At 54.6% G+C, this 668-nt stretch carries 1 protein-coding gene; it reads right to left on the minus strand.

Annotation, left to right across the window (positions count from 1 at the left end; translation table 11 throughout):
* Window positions 1–646 (minus strand): autoinducer binding domain-containing protein (locus ACR0I8_RS22090; RefSeq protein WP_480703671.1); only part of this gene is annotated, 646 nt, incomplete at its 3' end.
* Window positions 647–668: the final 22 nt, after the last annotated feature.

The raw sequence follows: 668 nt of genomic DNA on the forward strand, positions 1-668 counted from the left end.
CTCTCGCGACATCCGTGATCTGGACCGGCTGATAGCTATCAGCGTTCCGAACCAGTCTGCCGTCTTCAAAAGCGATAAACTCGTGAGACCTGCCACCCCAACGGACAATCCCACCGCATAGTCGCTGACTTTCCATATTGACCAGTTCGGCCACAGGGTCGGCAAAGAAATCGCTCCACTTAAGAAATCCAGTACTGACTGCCCGCGCCACTGCTTGTTCAATCGTCCGGCTTTTGAGCTTGGTGGTGATTGAAGCAGTCAGTGCCTCTAACATTCGCGAAGAATGCCCCGTCTGCCTGGCAATGACAGACGGTATCAAACCCGACGCGAGCATCTTCAACACATCCAGCTCATCGCCTGACAGGGAATCCGAGGGAAAGTTGAATACAGTTTCAATGACATCTAGGGCAAGCAGGTGCAGAACCTGTGCCTCATGGCGCAGGGCAGGGAGCATTTTCGCGACCAATGCGTCCCATTCGGTGCGAGGAGCATTGGACGTGACGGTAAATACGCCCCGCTCCCCGAAGGGGTTGATAACCGGAATGGAAAGACCGTTACGTCCAACGCCAAATTTTCGGGCTGCCTCAAAAAGCGCTGCGTAGTCAGCCTGGTTGTCGAACACTGACCAGTCGATCGGTGCGATCATTGTGGCGCCAAACCGAATGAGG

This window comes from Ruegeria sp. BG9, assembly GCF_056538305.1.